Below are 8,060 nucleotides of genomic sequence, written 5' to 3'. Positions count from 1 at the left end.
CTTTTAGGCTTTGCTATCCTTCATCATTAAAAAAATATAACAGTCTTTCTTTTCGATTGAAATGGAATTTGAAACAGCTTTCAGTTTCTAGTTAACCCTGATGCCGGTGGAAATATATGAGTAAGGACACCTTGTTTCCAAACATCGTTAAAAAACGTTGGTTACGACCTCTGAAGCAATGGATTCTCCGTTTAGTTGAGATAAAGTCCGGTATCTTTCTCTCGCAGCACATTGTCGATGGGGCGTTATCGAGGAATGCAAGCTCTATCGCGCCGTCCCGCATTGTTGAGGCTGACGGAACAGAACCCGGGTTGCCGGTGTCTGATCAGGAGTTTCTGCGTCGCACCCGCCAGGGTAATCGACTTTTCCAGATGCATGTTGATAACCAACTGGTTTCCTGGGGCTGGGTGGCTGGGCCGGGCACCTGCATTGGCATTTTACACGACCTTTATCTGACCGTTCCCGATAGGGCGTTCTACATTTGGGACTGCGCTACCATTCCCGAGTGTCGTGGCCGAGGGTACTTCCAGATGTTGCTTGATGGGATCTTGAGCGTGCATCGCTCTACCTCGACCCTGGCACTCGTGGCGGTTGATACTCACAACGGCGCATCCAGGAAGGCTCTGGGCAAGGCGGGCTTCCGGTTCGGATTTACCTACATCAGTGTCCGAACGCTTGGTTTGGGATTGTTCAGTGTTGCGTTCAAGGGGTGGAGAGTGAGTAGGGCACAGCCCTGGTTTGATCGCATAGGACGTTAGTTCTCCCGCAATCGATCAGGTTGGACCAGTCTGTTGACAGTGCACATGGTAGTGCTTGCAGCTTTATTGCCCATGGAATATGGTAATTTTGTAATCAGGGAATTAGTAGAAGCAGGGTCCACCTTAACTAGCGCGATTCATGCGGGGCGTTGTGGATTGTTGAAACAGGAAGTCGCGATGAGTTTATTTGATCTTTCCGGGCCGGAATCCATAAAAACCATTCCCTTTCCCACTGAACAGGACGGATTGCTTCCTTATATCCGTCGTCGTCAGCCTTTGTTGTTGAGTGGCATCGAGGAGTCTTTGCCGTTCATCCGGGACTGGAACTACGATTTTTTCAGAGAATCGCTTAAATCGATTCGGATACAGCGACAGTCAGAAGACGGCATCTACCATTATCTGGGCTTCGAGCGCATCCCCATGGCGGATTTTGATGAGGTGATGCGCACAACCGGGAATGGCTATGCGCTTGAGCCGCTGAAAGGTCGCGGTGTTTCCGAGGACCTGCCAAACAGTGTTGCGGTCACGTTGCCGGCGTTCGTGCCTGAATCCCGTTTTCGGGTCTCGAATCTGTACATTGGGCCCGGGAAAAATAAATCGCTGTTGCACTATGACGAAACCCACAGCCTTCTGATGATGTTGGAAGGGCGCAAACGATTCATTCTCTTTGCGCCGGATCAAAGCGACTGCATGTATCCATACAGCCCATTCAGTTTGCGGGCATTGTTGGAGAATCGGGTGGTGGACAGCAAGATCGACTGCCAGAAGCTGGACCTGGAGGCATTCCCGAAATTGGGCAATGCAAAGGGCATTACCGGCTGGCTGGAAGAAGGGCAGGCACTTTTTATTCCCGCCGGCACCTGGCATTTCATTGAAGCGGAAGGTCGCAACGTGTCGGTCAACTACTTTTGGCTGCAGAACCGTGTCAGGCACTGGTTACAACAACCACTGCTTGATTTCTGGCTGAAACGGCGCGCCATTGATGTGCTGGACCAGCTTCGCAAGGTTAAACACAAGTTGTCTGCAGCCGCTTAGGAAACACGAATACTGTGGAACTAAGAGTTATCAGAACGGAGGAGGCATTCAACCAGATCAGACCACAATGGGACGAGTTGCTGTCGACTCTGGACCCTATTCCTCTACCATTGACTCATGCCTGGCTGCAGGCTTGGTGGCGCGCCTTTTCGATCAATATGCAGTTGGAGTTCCGGTGTGTCTATATCGAGGGAGCCTTGGTCGGGGTTGCGCCACTTTTTCGGGTTCGTGAGCGTTATCGGGGAGTTCCGGTAACACTCCTGAAGCTTGCGGCCAACGGTCACACCCCCTATTCGTCCATCGTCGTTGATTCAGCGGTGATTGGTCGGGAAAGGGACGCAGTGTTGGGGTTGCTGACAAAGGTAGGTTGTGACGAAATCGGCCTCTTCTTCAAGATACACCAGAGCGGTGACCTGAAGCGCTTTCTGCAGGACCGCTCGATGCCCGGGCACAATCGGGTCGGTGAAAAACCCAGCCTTTACACGCCTGTTATTCGCATTGACCAACCGTGGGAGGCCTTTTACCGGTCCCGGCCGAGGAAGTTGAAGAAAAGCCTCAACCATAAACTGAACCGGTTTGGAAAGAATGCCGGCTTTTCCATCCATGAAGAGACTATTTCAAGCCCCGATCAGGACACCGTCCGTGAGTTGGTAGAGATCTCCGCCAACAGCTGGAAGGCGACTGTTGGCAATGATTTGCGCTCGAATGAACGAAGTCGCCGGTTTCTGCACAATCTGATCGAATCGTTTGGGCCTACCGGTTTGTTGTCGGCCTGGATCATTCGCGATGGAGAGCGCCCGGTGGCGTTCGAAGTTCACCTCAAGTACGACGACATTGTTTATCCCATACGTGCTGATTTTGACGAGTCTTATAAAGCCTATTCACCGGGCTCTGTTCTTGAGTACACGGCACTGAAGAGACTATTTGAGAACGGGTTGGTAAAAGAGTACTACACCTGTGCGGACGACTACTGGTATCTGAGTAACTGGACATCAGAGTACCAGTCATATTGCACCGTTGAGCTTTTTGGAAGTAGCCCAAAACTTCATCTGTTGTACCTGCTTGAATACCGACTCATACCCGTATTAAAGCGTTTTCTGGGGAAACGCGCCAAACAACGCCGCCGTCCCGACGGACTGAAAGGAGAGTGAATCAATGAGGACGCTGGTGATTGTCAGTCCTGACAAGTCGGATATCTATTTTGCCAATCAGCTGGCCAAGGCCCTGAACGTAGTGGGTGTTGTTGTTGAAAATCAGACACCGGAGAAAGATCGCTCTTCGCTGGCTACCAAAGCCATAAAGTACCTGTCTACGCCCGGTCAGTTCTTTCGCAAGGTTCTGGAGGTTATGGACAGGCGGTTTATTGAGCCGCGCCAGCCCTACAACGATCCAGCGAATTCACTGGACTTTGGCGAAGAGGAACGTGTTCTGAAGGTGGGAGAGGGTGTCGAAATACTCCGCACCCAAGGGGTGAATGCGATTAATAACCCTGGATACCTGGCCTGGATTCGAGACCGGCGGCCTGATGTGATTGCCGTTTGTGGTGCCTCAATTTTAAGGGCGGATCTGCTTGCGATTCCGAAATATGGCGTCCTCAACCTGCATGGGGGGCTCTCCCAGTTCTACCGTGGTCTGTTTACGACAGACTGGGCGATACACAATCGCGAGCCGGAGTGTGTTGGGGCCACTGTGCATTTTGTATCTGAGGGGGTTGATGACGGCGATGTGGTATACCAGGGCCGGCCACACATCGAAGAAGGTGATCACCCTAACAGCCTATATGAAAAAGTGGTCCGCCTCGGAGTGCAAATGATGGTGCGTGCGGTCTCGGATATCGAGCAGTCCCGATGCCCGAGAACCAAGCTTGAATCGAAGGGGGATCTTTACCTTCACAATATGTTCCATGTCGCGGCCAAGCGCACCACCTGGCGCCAGATTGAAACAGGCGCGATTACGGATTATCTGACCAATCAGATCGAGCGCGACCAGAAGGTGAAGGGGGCGCTCATCAACGAGTTCAGCACTCCAAAGGAAACGAGTTAAGTCAATTAACGTCGCGAGTTTTCAAGAAACCGGCCAAACGCTTCCCGTTGTTGGTCGCAATCAGCAATTTCGTTACCCTCACAGCGCCCTGCCAGGGCCCATAGCGCGCCGCGGCTGTCGCCGGTGATCTTTTTGAAGGCACCGGTGATCTTGGCTTCGATACGCGAGTCTGTAAGAGTGTCGCCTATGTCATACCATGACCAGATGATGATCTGTTCTTCGCTTGCCTGGCGCTTGATGATGGTTTCGTTCACACGGTTCAGGCTGGGATAAGAATCAATATCCAGTTCTTCCGTGGTTTGGGATACGAGAGTCCAGTCATCGCTATCGAAAAGCCGATTGCGGAAATAAATCAGCTCTTTGTTCTGAGTCTGGAGTCGATAGCCGGTGATCTGCAGCTGCACCTGCTGTAGGTCATCGGATACGTAAACACCACCCAGGTCTATGTCCGGTTTTTGATAGTCTGGTTGCCAGATGTTTGCGTGCCTGAGCGGGCCTCGCCATTCCGGTACTGATTCCGGCAGGATGGGGTTCCACTCCGCGGCCACTCTTTCGGTTTTCGCGTGAACGGCGAGCGGTACCAGGGAAGGCCAGACAATAAGCACCGAAGCAATGACCGGCCAGGCGATGGATGACCGTGGGTGTTCAGACGTTTCTGCTACGGCTGGCGTATCGACAGTATCTTCAGATGGTTTGTCCAGCCTCGCTGAAATATAGAAGAGGGGGACCAGGGTAAAGATAACAAACACCACCCAGCCGAAGAGTTCATGGTCTTCAACCAGCGAGGTTTCCATGTTGGTGTAATGGCCGGCCGCAATAATGCCAAAGACCCGAATCCAGTTGGCCAGCATCGACAGTAAGGCGGAGATGAGGACAAGCTGGACCGTGGCCATATATGAGCGGTAGTGGAGCTGCCCGTAGAAACTGGCGAGAAAGAGCGCAACCATAAGGTATCGCACACCGCTGCATCCGTCCTCGACCAGGAAGGTGCCCACTTCCAGCATGATGTAGAATTCCTTAATGGTGGCCTGTATCCCGGCCAACTGAAGGAAGATATTGTTGAAGAAAACGGTGATGTGCTGGAGCAGGGGAGACAGGTCATCCCAAACCGGTACCGCGAATATGAGCAGCATAATCGGGCCGCCGGCGGCTTTCAGGAATCCCTTTCCCCAAATGGACCAACCCCAGAAAATAACAAGCACGGGAACCAACAGCAGCCGAAACACCCGGATGTCCGCTGCCTGAGACAGCAGCAGGACGACACTGGCACCGGCCAGCAGGAATAAGGGCAGTGGAGAGGCATTGATGCGCAGTTTAGCCAGAGACTCCCTTCTCAGGTAAAGCAGAAACAGGGTGCCGGCCAGCACCAGGAATCCATGGTTGTAGATGATGGAGTCGTACCAGAGGCTAAAGAAGGTCTGCCATTCAGCCCAAAGCCCAAAGACGAGCAAAGGCACCGTTAGCAACCACAGGTACTGCCGGGAATATCCTGTAACCGTGTGCATAAGTTCCTTTTATCCCTGGCCACCAAATTTTTCCAGCACTTTCCTTGCTGCAGAATTTTTGCCTACGCTTCGATACGCCTCTGCCAGATGCAGTGCGATTTCTTCCGACTCCGGTTGTAGTTCATGGGCCTTTTCGAGAATGGGTACACTGGCTTCATGATTACCGGCCTTGAGCATGATCCATCCGTAGGTGTCCGCGACTGCCGCGTTGCCAGGGCTAAGCTCGTAGGCTTGCTTCGCCAGATCGATTGCCCGCTTGTCCCCATTTTCGTGATAGATCCAGGCCAGGTTATTTAGCACCACAACGTTGCCGGGTGCGCTTTCAAGTAGGGTCTCATAATTCGATTTGGCGCTTTCATACTGGCCCTCGGATTGCTGCAGCAGCGCCAGCGTAAGAAGCAGCTGGTTACTGCCGGGATACGTTTTGCGAGCGGACTCGAGGAAAGAGAGTGCTTCCTGTGCCTTGCCGGATCGTTGCAGGTTTGTCGCGTATCCATTTGCGAGTTCGGCGCTGGGGCGCTTGTCGAGGGCGAGTTGGTAGAGTTCAGCCGCTTGCTGATACTCTTTTTGCCGTTCGAAGTAAGCGGCTTCCGTTACGTAGGGCGCAGAAGATTCCGGGTGTTGCTGCTTGGTTTCCTGAATAATTCTCCGCGCTTCGTCTTCCTCGCCTTCGTTGAAGGCTTGTTGAGCGGCTTGAAGAGCGATGTCCTGGTTGTCCGGGAACAGTGCGCGAGCCCGGTCAAGGAGAGCGGCCGCCCGGGCTGTTTCTCCCGAGCTCTGGAATGCGGTTGCTGCGCTGCTATAGATGCCTGCAACGAAGGGCGTTGCGGGTGATGGGGTCGATTGCTCGTTTCGCTCCAGCAGGGAGGCGGTTAAATCGTCCGCTTCCTGCTGGTTGTTATCCATGAGGGCAACCTCAAGCAGAATCAGACGAGGGCCGGTCGCTTCCGGATTCTCTTTGAGAATCTCCCGCATGAAACCTGTGGTTTCTTCGCGATCCAGAACGGTCGCCAGCCCTTGAAGCGCCTGGCGGCTATCCGGGGCGAGCCTGACTGCTGCCCGGAACTGCTTCTGCGCTTCCGCTTGATCGTTCTGAGTCAGCGCCAGTCTACCAAGAGCGATCAGCGGTGCTGGTGATTCTGGCGCTTTCTCCCTGGCCTTGTTGAAGTCTGTTTTGGCCGCGTCCACATTGCCTGCGGTGGCTGCAAGGCTTCCCCTGGTCATCAGGGCATTGATACTGTCAGGAGCTTCTTTAATCCACTGAGAGGCGGATTTTACAGCCTCGTCCATGTTGCCAGAGCGAGCCTGAGCTTCAACGATGACGCTGCGTGCCTGCTCCAACTCAGGGGCGCTTTCAAGAACCCGGGTTGCCTCGGCGATCGCTCGGTCATGTTCACCCCGCTGGTTGAGGTAGGTCGCATACCGTAGCCTCAGCTGGTGGTTGTCGGGGTTGCTTGCCAGGGCCTTGTCCATAAGCGTTTCGCCCGTTTTCAGGTCGCCGCTGGCAAGCGTGGCAATGGCCACCATGGCAAGCGTTTCCGGATCGGAGTCTTTGTCCTCCAGATTCGAGAGTATGGCCTGGGCGCCTTCTGGATTTCGCATTTGCAGCCGTGCGGCGGCCAGTAATTTGCTGGCGGTTTCTGAATTTCCCGCTTCTGCGATGGGTGCCAGCAGCTTTTCAGCATCCTCTACCCGGCCTTGCCTGAACCGGACAAGGCCGAGCATCAACGATGTCTGCTCATGGTTGGGAGCTTGCGCCAGAACTTCCTCCAGATAGCGCGCGGCCTCATCGAGGTCACCCTGTTCCACTGCCGCCTGGGCGGCCATCAGGTTGCTCTTGATCGTACCGGGGGCGGACTTGGCCAGTATTTCTTCGTATACGAAAGCTTCTGACTGCTTCCCCTGGGCTCTAAGGACGCGAATAAGGGACGAAATCGTGGCGTATTTGCGCTGGGTCATTACATCGTACTGACCGATGTCTTCGAGGGCCCGGATATAGGCATCTTCCGCTTTTTGCCACTCTTCCTGAGAAGCGGCGAGCTCGGCCTTCCAGAGCCATAATTCACCATTCGCCTCATCGACCTCTTCCGCCTCGGTGACCAGTTTTCGGGCCTTCGATACGTCGCCGCCGGCGAACGCTGTTTTCGAGAGTCCTATCACCGATTCAACTTCCCCGGAGTCTATTTCCCGTGCTCTGTTGAACGCAGTGCGGGCTTTTTCAAGTTCATTGGATGCCAGGTAAATCTGGCCTTCCAGCAGTGCCGCCTGGGTTTCCACCGGTCGGTCCGGGGAGGTGATGTCATCGAGAGCCGCCAGGGCGTCTTCAAAATCTTCCTGAAGCAGATTGGCTTCTGCGAGGATCAGGCTGGCGCGGTTCCGAACCTTTGCATCGATCTGCTCTGCAGGGAGGCGCTCCAGGATCTGGTTAAGGTGCCGTTCGGCATTGGCCGCATCGCCTGCCTTGAGGAGATTGTTGACGATCAGGAAATACGGTTCGATCTTTTCCGGTTGAAGCTCGATCGCGCTCCTGGCTTCCAGTGTGCTCGCCTTGAGTTCACCCTGACGCTGGAAAAAACGTGACTGGTCAATATGACTCAGGTACTGGATGTCGTCCTGGCTCATCTCATTGCTGTCGCCACAGCCGGCGAGAGCGAATGAGATTGCGACTGAGAGGAGGGTGGCACGTACTGCTGAAACTGGCTTCATGGCCCTGGTCCTT

At 54.0% G+C, this 8,060-nt stretch carries 6 protein-coding genes; 4 read left to right on the top strand and 2 right to left on the bottom strand.

Features of this window, described 5'->3' with window-relative positions:
• The first annotated feature begins 116 nt into the window (after positions 1-116).
• The 4 genes from JJO78_RS09240 (at position 117) to JJO78_RS09225 (ending at position 3,836) form a co-directional block, all read left to right on the top strand.
• Positions 117-758 (top strand): GNAT family N-acetyltransferase, encoded by a 642-nt coding sequence (locus JJO78_RS09240; RefSeq protein WP_273623446.1) that lies wholly within the window; start codon positions 117-119, stop codon positions 756-758.
• A 177-nt stretch (positions 759-935) separates the two neighbouring features.
• A complete protein-coding gene (locus tag JJO78_RS09235) occupies positions 936-1,793 on the top strand; it encodes a cupin-like domain-containing protein (RefSeq protein WP_273623445.1) in 858 nt (285 codons plus the stop codon).
• Between the two features lie 14 nt (positions 1,794-1,807).
• Complete coding sequence (locus JJO78_RS09230; protein ID WP_273623443.1) at positions 1,808-2,944, top strand: GNAT family N-acetyltransferase; 1,137 nt, start codon at positions 1,808-1,810, stop codon at positions 2,942-2,944.
• A 4-nt stretch (positions 2,945-2,948) separates the two neighbouring features.
• A complete protein-coding gene (locus JJO78_RS09225) occupies positions 2,949-3,836 on the top strand; it encodes a formyl transferase (protein ID WP_273623442.1) in 888 nt (295 codons plus the stop codon).
• 5 nt (positions 3,837-3,841) lie between these two features.
• On the opposite strand, the gene xrtA is transcribed toward JJO78_RS09225, so the two are convergent.
• Positions 3,842-5,341, bottom strand: a complete 1,500-nt coding sequence (gene xrtA, locus JJO78_RS09220; RefSeq protein ID WP_273623441.1) for an exosortase A — start codon at positions 5,339-5,341, stop codon at positions 3,842-3,844.
• Positions 5,342-5,350: 9 nt separating this feature from the next.
• Positions 5,351-8,047, bottom strand: coding sequence for a tetratricopeptide repeat protein (locus JJO78_RS09215; protein WP_273623440.1), 2,697 nt, complete (start codon positions 8,045-8,047; stop codon positions 5,351-5,353).
• Between the last annotated feature and the right edge of the window lie 13 nt (positions 8,048-8,060).

The organism is Marinobacter sp. DS40M6 (assembly GCF_028581595.1).
GTDB lineage: Bacteria > Pseudomonadota > Gammaproteobacteria > Pseudomonadales > Oleiphilaceae > Marinobacter > Marinobacter salarius.
This window is presented reverse-complemented; position numbering and strand designations above follow the sequence as displayed.

What these genes read in the sequence shown, in the direction of transcription:
- JJO78_RS09240 (WP_273623446.1), top strand. Translation starts at nt 117, where the DNA reads ATGAGTAAGGACACCTTGTTTCCAAACATCGTTAAAAAACGTTGGTTA.
- JJO78_RS09235 (WP_273623445.1), top strand. Translation starts at nt 936, where the DNA reads ATGAGTTTATTTGATCTTTCCGGGCCGGAATCCATAAAAACCATTCCC.
- JJO78_RS09225 (WP_273623442.1), top strand. Translation starts at nt 2,949, where the DNA reads ATGAGGACGCTGGTGATTGTCAGTCCTGACAAGTCGGATATCTATTTT.
- xrtA (WP_273623441.1), bottom strand. Translation starts at nt 5,341, where the DNA reads ATGCACACGGTTACAGGATATTCCCGGCAGTACCTGTGGTTGCTAACG.
- JJO78_RS09215 (WP_273623440.1), bottom strand. Translation starts at nt 8,047, where the DNA reads ATGAAGCCAGTTTCAGCAGTACGTGCCACCCTCCTCTCAGTCGCAATC.